The organism is Phytobacter sp. V91 (assembly GCF_965644225.1).
In the GTDB taxonomy this organism is placed as follows: domain Bacteria; phylum Pseudomonadota; class Gammaproteobacteria; order Enterobacterales; family Enterobacteriaceae; genus CBFFRJ01.
Genome location: NZ_CBFFRJ010000045.1, coordinates 19600 through 36372, shown reverse-complemented (window position 1 = coordinate 36372; position 16773 = coordinate 19600). Strand labels below are relative to the sequence as shown.

Sequence of the window (16773 nt, the reverse complement as noted above, 5' to 3'; positions counted from 1 at the left end):
AGAATACCGCCGCATTGCCACACGTTACGACAAAACGGCGAGGAATTATCTGGCGATGGTGAAACTGGGTTGTATCCGATTGTTTTATAAAAGGTTATGTAATTAAGGGACACGGCCTAGTGTGGTGGATTGGTATGGTCTATTTTAACGTGGTGGTTGACGTGTGCATTAAGTCAATTTTTTTATAATTTTGTAATGTTCTGTGAATTCTTTTTCTTGATGGGTTCTTTATGTATTCCTATTTTCTTAAGGGGCTCTTCTCCTCTTTCTATATGCGTGGTAAATAATATTTCTAACGGTTATTGCTGCCGGGTTAGGGATTTAGTATGACAGAGGAGAAATATATGTCTGATGAAAAAGTTGATATCGTTGATCCGAACGAAACAATTAAACCGCAATTGAGGAGAGTTGACCTTAATCTGTTAACTATTTTTGATGCGGTGATGCAAGAGCAAAATATAACGCGCGCCGCACAGACGCTCGGTATGTCGCAACCTGCGGTCAGTAATGCGCTGGCACGGTTGAAAGTGATGTTTAATGATGAGTTATTTGTTCGTTATGGCAGAGGGATCCAGCCAACCGTGCGGGCACATCAGCTTTTTGGCTCAGTACGCCAGGCACTACAGCTGGTGCAAAATGAACTGCCGGGATCGGGGTTTGAGCCTGTCACCAGTGAGCGAATTTTTAATCTTTGCGTCTGTAGCCCACTGGATAGTTTACTTACTTCAAGTATTTATAACAATGTGGAAGTTAGAGCGCCAAATATTCAACTGGTGTTTAAATCGACGTTGAATAAAAATACGGAGCATCAACTACGCTATCAGGAGACTGAATTTATTATCAGTTATGATGAATTTATGCGGCCTGAATTTAGTAGCGTCCCACTTTTTAAAGATGAAATAGTGCTGGTCGCCAGTAAAAATCACCCGCGGATTATCGGACCGTTACGTGAAAGCGATGTTTATAACGAAAATCATGCCGCAGTGGCGCTGGAGCGTTATTCTTCGTTTAGCCAGCCCTGGTATGATACCCCTGATAAACAAGCTTGTGTGGCTTATCAGGGGATGGCGTTAACCAGCATATTAAATGTCGTGTCGCAAACGCATCTTATTGCAATTGCGCCGCGTTGGCTGGCAGAGGCGTATGCTGAAAAATTACAGCTGCAAGTACTGCCGTTGCCTTTGAAACTTAATAGCCGTACCTGTTTTCTTTCCTGGCATGAAGCGGCAGGACGAGATAAAGGCCATCAATGGATGGAGGAGTTGCTGGTGTCGATTTGTTCACCCCAGAGGTAGGGGCGATTCTGGTTAAACATATAATCATAGGCTTTGCTCTGCTCAGACATTCTGATTCAACATTTTATGCTGATAATGATTTTGTGAATAACTTTCAGCGTCTTAAAAATGCATGAATTACTGAGCAGCAAGCAATTTAAGCGATGATTTATCATCGTCTTTACTTATCTCAGACTAATTCACCATTTCTCGCTCACTGACACCATTTTTTCACTTTTGTGGGGCGCAGAGGCAACTCTTTTGTTAATTGCCTGCCAGATTTTCAGCGGTTATGGTAACTGCCATTCATAATCAGAATGCAGGGATTTCCTGTTCTGAACAGAGCGACAAAGCGGGCATAACGTTCCGCTGTCAGTCGACAAACAATAGCCTGGAGGCAAACCATGGAGATGTTGTCTGGAGCCGAGATGGTCGTCCGGTCACTTATCGATCAGGGCGTTAAGCAAGTATTCGGCTATCCCGGAGGAGCTGTCCTCGATATTTATGATGCGCTCCACACTGTCGGCGGCATCGACCATGTGCTGGTGCGTCATGAGCAAGCCGCCGTACATATGGCAGATGGTCTGGCCAGGGCAACAGGTGATGTCGGCGTCGTGCTGGTGACTTCCGGCCCGGGTGCTACGAATGCCATTACAGGTATCGCGACCGCTTATATGGACTCCATTCCGCTTGTGGTTATCTCCGGACAGGTGGCGACCTCTCTGATTGGTTACGACGCCTTCCAGGAGTGTGACATGGTGGGGATCTCCCGTCCGGTCGTGAAGCACAGCTTCCTGGTTAAGCAAACAGAAGATATTCCCGGCGTACTGAAAAAAGCGTTCTGGCTGGCGGCAAGCGGCCGACCAGGTCCGGTGGTTGTTGATTTGCCGAAAGATATTCTCAGCCCGGCCAATAAGCTGCCCTATGTCTGGCCGGAAAGCGTCAGCATGCGTTCTTACAATCCAACCACCCATGGGCATAAAGGCCAGATTAAGCGCGCATTGCAAACCCTGGTGACGGCAAAAAAACCGGTGATTTATGTGGGGGGCGGCGCGATTACCTCCGGTTGTGAAGAACAGCTGCGTACTCTTGCTGAAAAGCTGAATTTGCCGGTGGTCTCCTCATTAATGGGGCTGGGGGCTTTTCCGGCCACCCATCGCCAGGCGCTGGGGATGCTCGGTATGCACGGGACCTATGAAGCCAATATGACCATGCATCATTCCGATGTGATTTTTGCCGTTGGGGTGCGCTTCGATGATCGAACGACCAACAACCTGGCAAAATATTGCCCGGATGCGACAGTCCTGCATATTGATATCGATCCGACGTCAATTTCGAAAACGGTGCAGGCGGATGTGCCGATTGTCGGGGATGCGCGTCTGGTGCTGGAACTGATGCTGGAGCAGCTGGCGCAGGAAGAGTCTGCGCAACCTTTGGATGAACTGCGTGACTGGTGGCTGAGTATTGACGGCTGGCGCGCCCGCCAGTGCCTCAAATACGATACCCAGAGCGAAAGCATCAAGCCGCAGGCGGTGATCGAAACTATCTGGCGCCTGACCAAAGGCGAAGCCTATGTGACTTCCGATGTGGGGCAACATCAGATGTTTGCCGCACTTTACTACCCCTTCGACAAATCCCGCCGCTGGATCAATTCCGGAGGATTGGGCACCATGGGATTTGGTCTTCCTGCGGCTTTAGGCGTTAAAATGGCGCTGCCGGATGAGACGGTCATCTGTGTGACCGGAGATGGCAGTATCCAGATGAATATTCAGGAACTTTCTACGGCATTACAGTATGAGTTACCGGTATTAGTACTGAACCTGAACAATGGTTACCTCGGGATGGTGAAACAGTGGCAGGACATGATTTATTCCGGTCGCCACTCACAGTCTTATATGACCTCATTACCCGATTTTGTGCGTCTGGCTGAAGCTTACGGGCACGTGGGGATGCGTATTACACAACCGGCTGAACTGGAAACCCAACTGGCACAGGCTCTGGAGCAGGTGCGCAACAATCGTCTGGTATTTGTTGATGTTTGCGTTGATGGTGGAGAGCACGTTTATCCGATGCATATCCGTGGTGGCGGTATGGATGAGATGTGGCTTAGCAAAACGGAGAGGACCTGATTATGCGCCGGATATTATCTGTATTACTGGAAAATGAATCAGGCGCGCTGTCACGCGTGGTTGGCCTGTTCTCCCAGCGTGGCTACAACATTGAAAGCCTGACCGTTGCGCCGACCGATGACCCGACTTTATCGCGCATGACTATCCAGACCGTGGGCGATGAGAAGGTCCTTGAGCAAATTGAAAAACAACTGCACAAGCTGGTCGATGTTCTGCGGGTAAACGAGTTAGGCCAGGGAGCCTACGTAGAGCGTGAAATCATGCTGGTAAAAATCCAGGCCAGTGGTTACGGACGTGAAGAGGTGAAGCGAAACGCGGAGATCTTCCGGGGGCAGATTATTGACGTTACCCCGTCCATCTATACCGTTCAACTGGCGGGAACCAGCGATAAGCTGGACGCATTTCTGGCAACTATTCGTGATGTTGCCAAAATCGTTGAGGTGGTGCGCTCGGGTGTCGTGGGTTTATCCCGTGGCGATAAAATCATGCGTTAAGCGACAGGTTTACAATCATTTTCGGGCCCGGCATGATCTGCCGGGCTTTTTTTTGCGAAATCCACTGGAAGCGGGTGCAAAAGCGGTTGCCGCAGTGACTATTCTGCGCTTAGATGTTATGGAATTTAACCTATATCCATAAAAAGGTTATGGGGTAGTTTTTATTTTTTGAGGGGCAATTGTGAAACTGGATGAAATCGCCCGGCTAGCCGGCGTCTCACGCACCACGGCAAGCTATGTCATTAATGGAAAGGCAAAGCAATATCGTGTGAGCGACAAAACCGTCGAGAAAGTGATGGCGGTTGTGCGTGAACATAATTACCACCCAAATGCGGTGGCGGCTGGATTGCGGGCGGGGCGCACACGCTCCATAGGGCTGGTGATCCCCGATCTGGAAAACACCAGTTACACGCGGATTGCGAATTATCTGGAGCGCCAGGCGCGTCAACGTGGTTATCAGTTGCTGATAGCCTGTTCTGAAGACCAACCTGATAACGAAATGCGCTGCATCGAGCATCTTCTTCAGCGTCAGGTCGATGCGATCATTGTGTCGACGTCCCTGCCCCCGGAGCACCCGTTTTACCAGCGCTGGGCCAATGATGCGTTTCCTATCGTCGCTCTGGACAGAGCGCTGGATCGTGAACATTTTACCAGCGTAGTGGGGGCCGATCAGGATGACTCTGAAATGCTGGCGGCCGAACTCCGTACTTTCCCGGCAGAAGATATCCTGTATTTAGGCGCCTTACCTGAACTGTCGGTAAGCTTTTTACGTGAGCAGGGTTTTCGTACTGCGTGGAAAGACGACCCGCGCGAGGTGCAGTATCTCTACGCCAACAGTTATGAGCGTGAAGCGGCAGCGCAGCTGTTTGATAAGTGGCTGGAAACTCACAAGATGCCCCAGGCACTGTTCATCACCTCTTTCGCCTTACTCCAGGGCGTACTGGATGTTACCCTGCGCCGTGATGGCAAATTGCCGTCTGATTTAGCGATTGCGACCTTTGGCGATCATGAACTGCTGGATTTCTTACAATGTCCGGTGCTTGCCGTAGCCCAACGTCACCGTGATGTGGCGGAGCGGGTGCTGGAGATTGTGCTGGCAAGTCTCGACGAACCACGCAAGCCTAAAGCCGGTTTGAGCCGTATTCGCCGTAACCTTTATCGTCGCGGTGTGTTAAGCCGGGTTTGATCTGACATTTGAGGCAGTGAAAACTGCCTTATTGTTGCATTGTAAATACCGAAAGTAAGGTTATTATTATTTCGGATAAATCCTTACTTTTTAAGCATCCTCTTTATTTTATTTCCCCCAGTCCTTTCGGCTCATTCTTTAAATCAAATAAGACGTAACTAAACATTATTGTTGTATCGTTTTGTTACATCTGTCGGCCTTGCTGTTGAAATAATCACCCTGGGTTACGCAGGGCATTTCCTTCCTCGCAGGACGTGTGCTGCCAGTGGAGACTGTATGCAACAGGGACTGTTATCTGAACGCGTTATGCCTTAAAATGCCGCCCGCGTCGCAAACTGACATTTTATATTTCATTTGTGTCTAATGAATGCGTTTTAAGGTCACGGTGAATATTTGGTTTTTTTTCTTACAAATATTCATGACGTTAATTTGCCTTCTCAGGTGAGTAGTATTTCGCCAATCAGGAATGTAACCGCGAATAAGAGATCTTTTGCTCCGGTTAGTCTTTGCACTGGCTTGACAAGGTTTTCCTCCGCTCCGTAAACTCCTTTGGTGGGGATTTGTGGGTTAAAGTGGTGAAAAAGGTCATTCAGGGGTGGAGCGTGTATGTTCCGTGGAGCAACGTTAGTCAATCTTGACAGCAAAGGTCGCTTAGCCGTACCGACCCGCTACCGGGAATTGCTGCTGGAAAATGCTTCCGGTCAAATGGTGTGCACCATTGACATTCATCACTCCTGCCTGCTGCTTTACCCCTTGCCTGAATGGGAAATTATTGAGCAAAAATTGTCGCGTCTATCAAGCATGAATCCGCTGGAACGCCGCGTACAACGCCTGTTGTTGGGGCATGCCAGCGAATGCCAAATGGATAATGCAGGGCGCTTATTGATAGCCCCCGTTTTACGGCAACATGCCGGGCTGACGAAAGAAGTGATGCTGGTTGGGCAGTTCAACAAGTTTGAACTGTGGGATGAAACGACCTGGTATCAACGGGTCAAGGAAGATATCGACGCTGAGCAATCCGGTTCTGACCTACTGTCGGATCGGTTGCAGGATTTGTCTCTGTAATGATGATGGAAAATTTTAAACACACAACGGTGCTGCTCGATGAGGCCGTTAACGGCCTGAATATTCGTCCTGACGGCATCTATATCGATGGCACTTTTGGCCGCGGTGGTCACTCACGCCTGATCCTGTCCCAACTGGGGCCGGAAGGACGTCTGCTGGCTATTGACCGTGACCCACAAGCAATTGCTGTCGCAAAGACAATTGACGATCCCCGCTTTTCCATCGTTCATGGTCCTTTCTCTGCCCTTGCTGATTACGTCAGCGAGCGCGAACTTACCGGTAAGATCGACGGCATTCTGCTCGATCTTGGCGTGTCCTCACCGCAGCTTGATGATGCTGAGCGCGGCTTCTCTTTTATGCGTGATGGCCCACTGGATATGCGTATGGATCCCACGCGCGGTCAGTCTGCTGCGCAGTGGCTGCAAACTGCTGACGAAGCGGATATTGCCTGGGTAATCAAAACCTTCGGCGAAGAGAAGTTCGGCAAACGCATTGCACGGGCGATTGTTGAACGCAATCGTATTGAGCCGATGACCCGTACCAAAGAACTGGCCTCGGTGATTGCCGCGGCAATGCCGGTGAAGGACAAGTTTAAACATCCTGCGACCCGTACCTTCCAGGCGGTGCGCATCTGGGTAAACAGTGAACTGGAGGAGATAGAGCAAGCGCTAAAAAGCTCGATCGGCGTGCTGGCCCCGGAAGGCCGGCTTTCGGTTATCAGTTTCCACTCTCTTGAAGACCGTATTGTGAAGCGCTTTATGCGTGAGCAAAGCCGCGGCCCGCAAGTTCCGGCTGGACTGCCGATGACCGAAGCACAACTCAGCAAACTGGGTGGCCGTCAGTTGCGGGCATTAGGCAAGTTGATGCCGGGCGAAGAAGAGGTGGCAGAGAATCCACGTGCCCGTAGTTCAGTTCTGCGTATTGCAGAGAGGACGAACGCATGATCGGTAGAGTGTCAGAGACCCTCAGCAAAGTTAAAGAGTCGTTAGGAAGCAACGAGCGCCATGCCTTGCCTGGCGTGATCGGTGACGATCTTTTGCGTTTTGGGAAACTGCCACTCTGCCTGTTCATTTGCATCATTATGACCGCCGTAACGGTGGTCACGACATCGCATCATACGCGCCTGTTGACGGCGCAGCGTGAGCAGTTGGTGCTGGAGCGTGATGCGCTGGATATCGAATGGCGAAACCTGATTCTTGAAGAAAATGCCCTTGGCGATCACAGCCGGGTTGAGAGGATAGCAACAGAAAAGCTGCAAATGCAGCATGTTGATCCATCCCAGGAAAATATCGTTGTACAGAAATAAGGAACCACGCGACGCATGAAAGCCGCTGCGGTAAAAACGCCAAAACCGAAACGCCAGGAAGAACAGGCCAGCTTTGTGAGCTGGCGTTTTGCCTTGCTGTGCGGCTGTATTTTGCTGGCGCTGTGCTTCCTGCTTGGTCGCGTTGCCTTTCTGCAAATCATTGCTCCTGACATGTTGGTACGCGAAGGCGACATGCGCTCGCTGCGCGTTCAGGAGGTGGCGACATCTCGCGGGATGATCACCGATCGTTCCGGGCGACCCCTGGCCGTGAGCGTGCCGGTTAAAGCCATCTGGGCCGATCCTAAAGAGCTTAAGGACGCGGGCGGCGTGACCCTGGATAACCGCTGGAAAGCGTTGTCTGATGCGCTGAACATGCCGCTGGATCAGCTTGCCGCTCGTATCAATGCCAATCCCAAGGGGCGCTTTATCTATCTGGCGCGTCAGGTGAACCCGGATCTCGGCGAATACATTAAAAAGCTCAAGCTGCCCGGCATCCATCTGCGTGAAGAATCCCGCCGTTACTATCCTTCCGGCGAAGTAACCGCTCACCTTATTGGTTTTACCAACGTTGACAGCCAGGGCATTGAAGGCGTTGAAAAGAGCTTCGACAAATGGCTAACCGGCCAGCCTGGCGAACGTGTGGTGCGTAAAGATCGTTACGGGCGCGTAATTGAAGACATCTCTTCGACCGACAGTCAGGCTGCACATAACCTGGCGCTGAGTATTGACGAACGTCTGCAGGCGCTGGTGTACCGTGAATTGAATAACGCCGTTGCCTTTAACAAAGCGGAATCCGGTAGTGCTGTACTTGTTGATGTGAACACCGGCGAAGTGCTGGCGATGGCTAACAGCCCGTCGTACAACCCGAATAACTTCACTGGTACCGCGAAAGATGCCATGCGTAACCGGGCTATCACCGACGTCTTTGAGCCGGGCTCAACGGTAAAACCCATGGTGGTGATGACCGCATTACAACGTGGCGTGGTGACGCCGAATACCGTGCTCAACACCATTCCTTATCGTATTAATGGTCACGAAATCAAAGACGTGGCGCGTTACAGTGAATTGACCCTTACCGGGGTATTACAGAAGTCGAGTAACGTCGGGGTTTCCAAACTGGCGTTAGCGATGCCGTCCTCAGCGTTAGTAGATACTTACTCACGTTTTGGGCTGGGAAAGGCGACCAATTTGGGGTTGGTCGGAGAACGCAGTGGCTTATATCCTCAAAAACAACGGTGGTCTGACATAGAGAGGGCCACCTTCTCTTTCGGCTACGGGCTAATGGTAACGCCGTTACAGTTAGCGCGAGTCTACGCAACCATTGGCAGCTACGGTATTTATCGTCCGCTGTCGATAACCAAAGTCGATCCGCCCGTTCCGGGTGAACGTATCTTCACGGAATCTATCGTGCGTAACGTTGTTCACATGATGGAAAGCGTGGCGCTGCCAGGCGGCGGCGGCGTGAAGGCGGCGATCAAAGGCTATCGCATTGCGATCAAGACGGGTACCGCGAAGAAAGTCGGGCCGGACGGTCGCTATATCAACAAATACATTGCTTATACCGCAGGCGTTGCGCCGGCGAGTAACCCGCGTTTTGCGCTGGTGGTGGTTATTAACGATCCGCAGGCGGGCAAATATTACGGTGGCGCCGTGTCTGCGCCGGTGTTCGGAGCCATCATGGGCGGCGTTCTGCGTACCATGAACATCGAACCTGATGCGCTGGCGACGGGCGACAAAAATGAGTTTGTAATTAATCAAGGTGAGGGATCAGGTGGCAGATCGTAATTTGCGCGACCTTCTCGCTCCGTGGGTGCCAAATGCGCCGGAGCGAACACTGCGGGAAATGACACTCGATAGTCGTATTGCGGCATCGGGCGATCTTTTTGTGGCAGTCGTGGGTCATCAGGCGGACGGGCGTCGGTATATCCCGCAGGCGATTGCGCAAGGTGTGGCTGCTATTACTGCTGAAGCGAAGGATGAAGCCAGCGATGGTGAAATTCGTGAAATGCACGGCGTGCCGGTTATCTATCTCAGCCAGCTTAATGAACGTCTCTCAGCCCTTGCTGGACGTTTCTATGACGAGCCTTCGGAACGTCTGCGCTTAATTGGCGTAACCGGGACGAATGGCAAAACCACCACCACCCAACTGCTCGCGCAGTGGAGCCAGTTGCTGGGCGATACCAGCGCGGTGATGGGAACAGTAGGCAACGGCCTGCTGGGCAAAGTGACGCCGAGTGAAAACACCACCGGTTCTGCCGTCGATGTGCAGCAGGTGATTGCCGGGCTGGCAAAACAGGGGGCGACCTTTGCCGGGATGGAGGTTTCCTCCCACGGGCTGGTGCAGCACCGTGTGGCTGCCCTGAAGTTTGCCGCCTCGATCTTCACTAACTTAAGCCGTGATCATCTGGACTATCACGGTGATATGGCGAACTACGAAGCAGCGAAATGGCTGCTGTTTTCGACGCATCAATACGGCCAGGCCATCATCAATGCCGATGATGAGGTGGGGCGTCGTTGGTTGACGAAACTGCCTGATGCCGTTGCCGTCTCAATGGAAGACCATATCAATCCTGACTGCCACGGCCGCTGGCTGAAAGCAACCCAGGTCAACTATCACGACAGTGGCGCGACTATCCGCTTTAACTCCAGCTGGGGCGAGGGCGAGATTGAGAGCCGTCTGATGGGGGCGTTCAACGTCAGTAATTTGCTGCTGGCGCTGGCAACCCTGCTGGCGCTCGGCTATCCGCTGGCCGACTTGCTGAAAACAGCCGCACGTTTGCAGCCGGTATGCGGCCGAATGGAAGTGTTTAGCGCAGCGGGTAAACCGACGGTGGTGGTGGATTATGCCCACACGCCGGATGCGCTGGAAAAAGCCTTACAGGCCGCGCGCCTGCACTGTACCGGTAAACTGTGGTGCGTGTTTGGCTGTGGCGGCGATCGTGACAAAGGCAAGCGTCCGCTGATGGGGGCGATTGCTGAGCAGTTTGCCGATATCCCTGTCGTGACCGATGACAACCCGCGTACCGAAGAGCCGCGCGCCATTATCAACGATATCCTGGCAGGAATGCTGGATGCGGGTCATGTACACGTGGTGGAAGGGCGCGCTGAAGCCGTGACCAACACCATTATGCAGGCAAAAGAAAACGACGTGGTGCTGCTGGCAGGAAAAGGCCATGAAGATTACCAGATTGTCGGTAACCGTCGTCTTGACTACTCCGACCGTGTGACTGCGGCGCGTTTACTGGGGGTTGTTGCATGATTAACGTCACGCTGAACCAACTCGTCAGTATTCTTAACGGTGAACTGCACGGCGCAGATGCGACCATCGATGCGGTGACCTCGGATACCCGCAAAGTGACGCCGGGTTGTCTGTTTGTGGCCCTGAAAGGCGAGCGCTTCGATGCGCATGATTTTGCCGATAAAGCCAAAGAGGGCGGCGCGGGTGCGCTGCTGGTCAGCCGTAAACTGGATATCGACCTGCCACAGCTTGTCGTAAAAGACACCCGTCTTGCCTTCGGTGAGCTGGCGGCATGGGTGCGTCAGCAGGTCCCGGCTCGGGTGGTGGCTTTGACCGGCTCTTCCGGCAAAACGTCGGTCAAAGAGATGACCGCCGCCATTCTGAGCGAATGCGGTAACACGCTCTACACCGCCGGTAATCTGAATAATGACATCGGCGTGCCGATGACGCTGTTGCGCCTGACGCCTGAGCACCAGTTTGCGGTAATTGAACTGGGGGCGAATCATCAGGGTGAAATCGCCTGGACCGTCAGCCTGACGCGTCCGGAAGCCGCGCTGGTCAATAACCTGGCCGCCGCACATCTGGAAGGTTTTGGATCGCTTGCGGGCGTTGCTAAAGCCAAGGGTGAGATTTACTCCGGTTTGCCGGTTAATGGCATTGCCATTATGAATGCTGATAACAACGACTGGCTGAACTGGCAGAGCATCATTGGCGCACGCAAGGTCTGGCGCTTTTCGCCCAATGCGGCAAACAGTGATTTCACGGCGACCAATATCCATGTGACCTCGCACGGTACCGAATTTACGCTGCAAACGCCGACCGGTGGGATTGATGTCATCCTGCCATTGCCCGGCCGTCACAATATTGCCAATGCGCTGGCGGCGACCTCGCTGGCGATGGCGGTTGGCGCAACCCATGACGCGGTGAAAAAAGGCCTCGCGAATCTACAGGCGGTACCTGGACGTTTGTTCCCGGTGCAGTTAGGTGAAAATCAATTGCTGCTGGATGACACCTACAATGCCAACGTCGGCTCGATGACGGCGGCGGCCCATGTGCTGGCGGAAATGCCTGGCTTTCGGGTGATGGTGGTCGGCGATATGGCTGAGCTGGGCGATGAAAGCGAAAATTGCCACCAGCAGGTGGGTGAGACCGCCAAAGCAGTGGGTATCGATCTGGTGCTCAGCGTTGGCAAGCTCAGCAAAGCCATCAGCGATGCCAGCGGCGCAGGCGAGCATTTTTCTGATAAGCAGGCAGTGATTGCGCGCTTACAGGCTCTGATTGCTGAGAAGCAAATTATTACTATTTTGATTAAAGGTTCACGTAGTGCAGCTATGGAAGAGGTCGCACACGCATTACAGGAGAAGAGGGCATGTTAGTTTGGCTGGCCGAACATTTGGTCAAATATTATTCCGGCTTTAACGTCTTTTCGTATCTGACGTTTCGCGCCATTGTCAGCCTGCTGACTGCGCTCTTCATCTCATTGTGGATGGGACCGCGCATGATTGCCCGTCTGCAAAAACTCGCCTTTGGTCAGGTTGTTCGCAACGATGGCCCGGAGTCGCATTTCAGTAAACGCGGCACGCCAACCATGGGCGGCATCATGATCCTGACCGCCATTGTGGTGTCAGTGTTGTTGTGGGCCTACCCTTCAAACCCTTACGTCTGGTGCGTACTGGTGGTGCTGGTGGGCTACGGCATTATCGGATTTGTCGATGACTACCGCAAAGTGGTGCGCAAAGATACCAAAGGTCTGATCGCGCGCTGGAAATACTTCTGGATGTCGGTGATTGCGCTGGGTGTGGCCTTTGCCCTTTATCTTGCCGGTAACGACACGCCAGCGACCCAACTGGTGGTTCCTTTCTTCAAAGACGTGATGCCGCAGCTGGGCATTTTCTACATTCTGCTGGCCTACTTTGTGATCGTCGGCACCGGCAACGCCGTTAACCTGACCGACGGTCTTGACGGTCTGGCCATTATGCCGACTGTTTTTGTGGCGGGTGGATTTGCGCTGGTAGCCTGGGCCACCGGGAACATGAATTTTGCCAACTATCTGCATATTCCTTATCTGCGTCACGCAGGCGAACTGGTGATTGTCTGCACGGCGATCGTCGGTGCGGGTCTTGGTTTCCTGTGGTTCAACACCTACCCGGCACAGGTCTTTATGGGTGATGTCGGTTCCCTGGCGCTCGGTGGCGCACTGGGGATTATCGCCGTGCTGCTGCGCCAGGAATTCCTGCTGGTGATCATGGGCGGGGTATTTGTGGTTGAAACGCTGTCGGTCATTTTGCAGGTCGGATCGTTCAAGCTGCGCGGACAACGTATTTTCCGTATGGCGCCGATCCATCACCACTATGAATTGAAAGGCTGGCCGGAACCGCGTGTGATTGTGCGCTTCTGGATTATTTCGCTGATGCTGGTCCTGATTGGACTGGCAACGCTCAAGGTACGTTAATCATGGCAGATTATCAGGGTAAAAAAGTCGTCATTATTGGTCTTGGTCTGACGGGACTCTCGTGTGTGGATTTCTTCCGCGCGCGCGGCGTCACGCCGAAAGTGATGGACACCCGCACCTCTCCTCCGGGGCTGGATAAGCTGCCGGAAGAGGTGGAGCGACACCTTGGTAGTCTGAATGATGACTGGCTGCTGAGCGCCGATCTCATTGTTGCCAGCCCCGGTATTGCCCTGGCGAATCCTTCGCTGAGCGCGGCGGCTGACGAGGGCGTCGAGATTGTCGGCGATATCGAACTGTTTTGTCGCGAGGCGCAGGCACCGATCGTCGCTATTACCGGTTCGAACGGTAAAAGTACCGTCACGACGCTGGTAGGCGAAATGGCTGCATCGGCTGGGATGAATGTCGGCGTGGGGGGCAATATTGGCCTGCCTGCGCTGATGCTGCTGGATGAATCTCGCGAGCTCTATGTGCTTGAACTGTCGAGTTTTCAACTGGAAACCACCTCAAGCCTGCAGGCGAAGGCTGCAACCATTCTGAACGTCACGGAAGACCATATGGACCGCTATCCGTTCGGTTTGCAGCAATACCGGGCGGCAAAACTGCGTGTTTACGAAAACGCCAGCGTCTGTGTGGTGAACGCGGACGACGGCTTGACGATGCCGGTTCGCGGCGCTGATGAGCGCTGCGTCAGCTTCGGTGTGGATGTCGGAGACTACCATCTTAATCGCCAGCAAGGGGAAACCTGGCTGCGGGTGAAAGGTGAAAAGGTACTCAACGTCAAAGAGATGAAGCTGAGCGGGCAGCATAACTATACCAATGCGCTGGCGGCGCTGGCGCTGGCGGATGCTGTCGGTTTACCGCGCGCCAGCAGCCTGAAAGCCCTGACCACCTTCACCGGCCTGGCGCATCGCTTTCAACTGGCGTTCTTTCACAATGGCGTGCGCTGGATTAACGATTCGAAAGCGACCAACGTGGGCAGCACTGAGGCCGCCCTCAATGGCTTGCATGTCGAGGGCACGCTGCATCTTCTGCTGGGCGGCGATGGCAAATCGGCAGATTTTTCACCGTTAAGACGCTATCTCGACGGCGACAAGGTGCGCCTGTACTGCTTCGGGCGCGATGGCGCGGAACTTGCTGCATTGCGTCCGGAAATCGCAGAACAAACGGCGGATATGGAACAGGCTATGCGTCTTATCGCCACCCGTGTTCATGCCGGCGATATGGTGCTGTTATCTCCGGCCTGCGCCAGTCTCGATCAGTTTAAAAACTTTGAGCAGCGTGGTGAAGTCTTTACCCGCCTCGCTGAGGAGTTAGGTTGATGCGCTTAACGCTCCCGCGCCTGAGAATGCCGCACTTGCCAGGATTTGGGATCCTGGCGTGGCTGTTTGCGGCATTGAAGGGCTGGGTGATGGGCTCACGTGTGAAAGACGATAACAGTCTGATCATGTATGACCGCATGCTGCTGTGGCTGACTCTGGGCCTGGCGGCAATCGGCTTTATCATGGTGACATCGGCCTCAATGCCGGTAGGACAGCGTCTGACCAACGATCCCTTCTTCTTTGCCAAGCGTCATGCGCTGTATCTGTTTTTGGCCTTTTGCTTTGCCATGGTCACCCTGCGTATGCCTATGGAGTTCTGGCAGCGCTGGAGCTCCGCGATGTTGATTGCGGCCATTGTGATGCTGCTGGTGGTTTTGCTGGTGGGGAGCTCCATTAACGGGGCATCGCGCTGGATTGACCTTGGGATCATGCGTTTTCAGCCCGCGGAATTTACCAAGCTTTCGCTGTTCTGTTATCTGGCGAACTACCTGGTGCGTAAAGTTGATGAAGTGCGTAACAACCTGCGCGGCTTCTTAAAACCGATGGGCGTGATCATGGTACTGGCGGTGTTACTGCTGGCCCAGCCCGACCTCGGTACGGTGGTGGTGTTGTTTATCACGACGCTGGCGATGTTGTTTCTGGCGGGTGCCAAGCTGTGGCAGTTTATCGCCATCATCGGCTCCGGTATTGCCGCTGTTGTGCTGCTGATCCTTGCCGAACCTTACCGTATTCGTCGTGTGACCTCCTTCTGGAACCCCTGGGATGATCCTTTTGGCAGTGGCTACCAGTTAACGCAATCTCTGATGGCATTTGGTCGCGGGGAGTTGTGGGGACAAGGGCTTGGCAACTCGGTACAAAAACTCGAGTATTTGCCTGAAGCGCATACTGACTTCATCTTCGCCATCATCGGCGAGGAACTGGGTTATATCGGTGTGGTACTGGCGCTTTTAATGGTATTCTTCGTCGCTTTCCGCGCCATGTCGATTGGGCGTAAAGCGCTGGAAATTGACCAACGATTTTCTGGCTTCCTGGCGTGTTCTATTGGCATCTGGTTTAGCTTCCAGGCGTTAGTTAACGTAGGTGCCGCCGCAGGCATGTTACCGACCAAAGGTCTGACTCTGCCGTTAATCAGCTACGGTGGCTCCAGTTTATTGATTATGTCGACGGCCATCATGTTGCTGTTGCGTATTGATTATGAGACGCGTCTGGAAAAAGCCCAGGCGTTTACACGAGGTTCACGATGAGCGCTCAACCAAAGCGGTTAATGGTGATGGCTGGGGGAACCGGTGGACATGTGTTTCCGGGACTGGCTGTTGCACACCATTTAATGGATCAGGGCTGGCAAGTACGCTGGCTGGGAACCGCTGATCGTATGGAAGCCGATCTGGTACCGAAACATGGTATCGAGATTGATTTCATCCGTATTTCCGGTCTGCGCGGAAAAGGCGTCAAAGCCTTGCTGCTCGCACCGTTACGTATTTTTAACGCCTGGCGGCAGGCCCGCGCCATTATGCAGCGCTACCAGCCTGATGTAGTGCTGGGGATGGGTGGCTATGTCTCGGGTCCCGGCGGATTAGCTGCATGGTCGCTGGGCATTCCGGTCGTGCTGCATGAGCAGAACGGAATTGCCGGTCTGACCAACAAATGGCTGGCCAAAATCGCCACTAAAGTGATGCAGGCTTTTCCTGGCGCGTTCCCGAAAGCTGAAGTGGTCGGCAATCCGGTGCGTGTGGACGTACTGGCCCTGCCGTTGCCGCAGGAGCGTCTGACGGGTCGTGAAGGGCCAATAAGAGTGTTAGTTGTTGGTGGCTCGCAAGGCGCGCGCATTCTTAACCAGACTCTGCCGCTGGTCGCGGCTAAGCTGGGCGCGGATGTGACTATCTGGCATCAGAGCGGCAAAGGCGCGCAGCAGGTTGTTGAGCAGGCCTATGCCGATGCGGGTCAGGCACAGCATAAGGTGACGGAGTTTATCGACGATATGGCGCAAGCCTATGCCTGGGCCGATGTGGTGGTCTGTCGCTCCGGGGCGCTGACGGTAAGTGAAATTGCCGCGGCAGGTCTGCCGGCGCTGTTTGTCCCCTTCCAGCATAAAGACCGGCAGCAATACTGGAATGCGCTGCCGCTGGAAAAAGTGGGAGCGGCGAAGATCCTTGAGCAACCGCAGTTCACCGTCGAGTCTGTTGCACAGACGCTGGCGGGCTGGAACAGAAATGAATTACTGGCGATGGCTGAGCGTGCTCGTGCCGCCGCTATTCCTGATGCCACCCAGCGTGTGGCAAACGAAGTGAGTCTTGTAGCCAAGGCTTAATA

Annotated in this window: 14 protein-coding genes and 1 pseudogene; all 15 read left to right on the top strand. The window is 53.4% G+C overall.

Features of this window, described 5'->3' with window-relative positions; all coding sequences use genetic code 11:
- Positions 1-106: pseudogene (locus ACSZO4_RS11480) on the top strand (IS5/IS1182 family transposase); the annotation flags it as partial.
- A 238-nt stretch (positions 107-344) separates the two neighbouring features.
- A complete protein-coding gene (gene leuO / locus ACSZO4_RS11475) occupies positions 345-1295 on the top strand; it encodes a transcriptional regulator LeuO (RefSeq protein WP_437889052.1) in 951 nt (316 codons plus the stop codon).
- Positions 1296-1678: 383 nt separating this feature from the next.
- Positions 1679-3403, top strand: a complete 1725-nt coding sequence (ilvI, locus tag ACSZO4_RS11470; RefSeq protein ID WP_437889051.1) for an acetolactate synthase 3 large subunit — start codon at positions 1679-1681, stop codon at positions 3401-3403.
- Positions 3404-3405: 2 nt separating this feature from the next.
- Positions 3406-3897, top strand: a complete 492-nt coding sequence (gene ilvN, locus ACSZO4_RS11465; protein WP_437889050.1) for an acetolactate synthase small subunit — start codon at positions 3406-3408, stop codon at positions 3895-3897.
- Positions 3898-4078: 181 nt separating this feature from the next.
- Positions 4079-5083, top strand: coding sequence for a catabolite repressor/activator (gene cra / locus ACSZO4_RS11460; protein ID WP_437889049.1), 1005 nt, complete (start codon positions 4079-4081; stop codon positions 5081-5083).
- Between the two features lie 606 nt (positions 5084-5689).
- On the top strand, positions 5690-6148 hold the full coding sequence (gene mraZ, locus ACSZO4_RS11455; RefSeq protein ID WP_437889048.1) for a division/cell wall cluster transcriptional repressor MraZ: 459 nt from the start codon (positions 5690-5692) through the stop codon (positions 6146-6148).
- A 2-nt stretch (positions 6149-6150) separates the two neighbouring features.
- On the top strand, positions 6151-7092 hold the full coding sequence (rsmH, locus tag ACSZO4_RS11450) for a 16S rRNA (cytosine(1402)-N(4))-methyltransferase RsmH (RefSeq protein ID WP_437889053.1): 942 nt from the start codon (positions 6151-6153) through the stop codon (positions 7090-7092).
- Complete coding sequence (gene ftsL, locus ACSZO4_RS11445) at positions 7089-7454, top strand: cell division protein FtsL (RefSeq protein ID WP_437889047.1); 366 nt, start codon at positions 7089-7091, stop codon at positions 7452-7454. Before rsmH ends, ftsL begins: the two co-directional genes overlap by 4 nt.
- A 15-nt stretch (positions 7455-7469) precedes the next feature.
- Positions 7470-9239 carry a peptidoglycan glycosyltransferase FtsI gene (locus ACSZO4_RS11440; protein WP_437889046.1) on the top strand — a complete coding sequence of 590 codons (1770 nt, stop codon included), beginning with the start codon at positions 7470-7472 and terminating at the stop codon, positions 9237-9239.
- Positions 9226-10713: a UDP-N-acetylmuramoyl-L-alanyl-D-glutamate--2,6-diaminopimelate ligase gene (murE, locus tag ACSZO4_RS11435; protein ID WP_437889045.1), complete on the top strand. Its 1488-nt coding sequence runs from the start codon at positions 9226-9228 to the stop codon at positions 10711-10713. The genes ACSZO4_RS11440 and murE overlap by 14 nt, the downstream gene beginning before the upstream one ends.
- The gene (gene murF, locus ACSZO4_RS11430) at positions 10710-12068 is read left to right on the top strand and encodes a UDP-N-acetylmuramoyl-tripeptide--D-alanyl-D-alanine ligase (RefSeq protein ID WP_437889044.1); all 1359 of its coding nucleotides are present in this window, start codon (positions 10710-10712) and stop codon (positions 12066-12068) included. Before murE ends, murF begins: the two co-directional genes overlap by 4 nt.
- Positions 12062-13144: a phospho-N-acetylmuramoyl-pentapeptide-transferase gene (gene mraY / locus ACSZO4_RS11425; protein ID WP_437889043.1), complete on the top strand. Its 1083-nt coding sequence runs from the start codon at positions 12062-12064 to the stop codon at positions 13142-13144. The genes murF and mraY overlap by 7 nt, the downstream gene beginning before the upstream one ends.
- A gap of 2 nt (positions 13145-13146) precedes the next feature.
- On the top strand, positions 13147-14463 hold the full coding sequence (gene murD / locus ACSZO4_RS11420; protein WP_437889042.1) for a UDP-N-acetylmuramoyl-L-alanine--D-glutamate ligase: 1317 nt from the start codon (positions 13147-13149) through the stop codon (positions 14461-14463).
- Entirely contained in the window at positions 14463-15707 is a 1245-nt protein-coding gene (gene ftsW, locus ACSZO4_RS11415) for a cell division protein FtsW (RefSeq protein ID WP_437889041.1), read from the top strand. The genes murD and ftsW overlap by 1 nt, the downstream gene beginning before the upstream one ends.
- Entirely contained in the window at positions 15704-16771 is a 1068-nt protein-coding gene (gene murG / locus ACSZO4_RS11410) for an undecaprenyldiphospho-muramoylpentapeptide beta-N-acetylglucosaminyltransferase (protein WP_437889040.1), read from the top strand. Before ftsW ends, murG begins: the two co-directional genes overlap by 4 nt.
- Positions 16772-16773 lie beyond the last annotated feature (2 nt).

What these genes read in the sequence shown, in the direction of transcription:
- leuO (WP_437889052.1), top strand. Translation starts at nt 345, where the DNA reads ATGTCTGATGAAAAAGTTGATATCGTTGATCCGAACGAAACAATTAAA.
- ilvI (WP_437889051.1), top strand. Translation starts at nt 1,679, where the DNA reads ATGGAGATGTTGTCTGGAGCCGAGATGGTCGTCCGGTCACTTATCGAT.
- ilvN (WP_437889050.1), top strand. Translation starts at nt 3,406, where the DNA reads ATGCGCCGGATATTATCTGTATTACTGGAAAATGAATCAGGCGCGCTG.
- mraZ (WP_437889048.1), top strand. Translation starts at nt 5,690, where the DNA reads ATGTTCCGTGGAGCAACGTTAGTCAATCTTGACAGCAAAGGTCGCTTA.
- rsmH (WP_437889053.1), top strand. Translation starts at nt 6,151, where the DNA reads ATGATGGAAAATTTTAAACACACAACGGTGCTGCTCGATGAGGCCGTT.
- ftsL (WP_437889047.1), top strand. Translation starts at nt 7,089, where the DNA reads ATGATCGGTAGAGTGTCAGAGACCCTCAGCAAAGTTAAAGAGTCGTTA.
- ACSZO4_RS11440 (WP_437889046.1), top strand. Translation starts at nt 7,470, where the DNA reads ATGAAAGCCGCTGCGGTAAAAACGCCAAAACCGAAACGCCAGGAAGAA.
- murF (WP_437889044.1), top strand. Translation starts at nt 10,710, where the DNA reads ATGATTAACGTCACGCTGAACCAACTCGTCAGTATTCTTAACGGTGAA.
- mraY (WP_437889043.1), top strand. Translation starts at nt 12,062, where the DNA reads ATGTTAGTTTGGCTGGCCGAACATTTGGTCAAATATTATTCCGGCTTT.
- murD (WP_437889042.1), top strand. Translation starts at nt 13,147, where the DNA reads ATGGCAGATTATCAGGGTAAAAAAGTCGTCATTATTGGTCTTGGTCTG.
- ftsW (WP_437889041.1), top strand. Translation starts at nt 14,463, where the DNA reads ATGCGCTTAACGCTCCCGCGCCTGAGAATGCCGCACTTGCCAGGATTT.
- murG (WP_437889040.1), top strand. Translation starts at nt 15,704, where the DNA reads ATGAGCGCTCAACCAAAGCGGTTAATGGTGATGGCTGGGGGAACCGGT.